The sequence below is a fragment of the Nocardioides cremeus genome (assembly GCF_030518195.1).
Classification (GTDB): Bacteria; Actinomycetota; Actinomycetes; order Propionibacteriales; family Nocardioidaceae; genus Nocardioides; species Nocardioides cremeus.
This window is the reverse complement of sequence record NZ_JAULSC010000400.1, coordinates 1-230: the sequence shown is the minus strand read 5'-3', so window position 1 is coordinate 230 and position 230 is coordinate 1. Positions and strand designations below refer to the sequence as shown.

Here is a 230-nt window from a genome sequence, read left to right as displayed (position 1 = left end):
CTCCTCGACCAGCAGCAGCACCCGCGGGTCCACCCGGCTCGCGTCCTCGGCGCCCGCCTTCGCGTCGCGCTGGGGGAGCGCGTCGGGGGCGGGGGCCGGCGCGCCGGCCCGCAGCACCACGTCGAGCTCGATGGAGCGCACCGTGGCGAAGGTGCGCTGCACCGGGACACCGTCGACCTCGCCGCCGTGCGGGGCCACGACCAGCGGCACCATGCCGGCGTCGAAGACGG

At 78.3% G+C, this 230-nt stretch carries 1 pseudogene; it reads right to left on the bottom strand.

What is annotated here, in order from left to right:
* Nucleotides 1-230 (bottom strand): annotated as a pseudogene (locus QWJ41_RS21495) (catalase HPII); the annotation flags it as partial.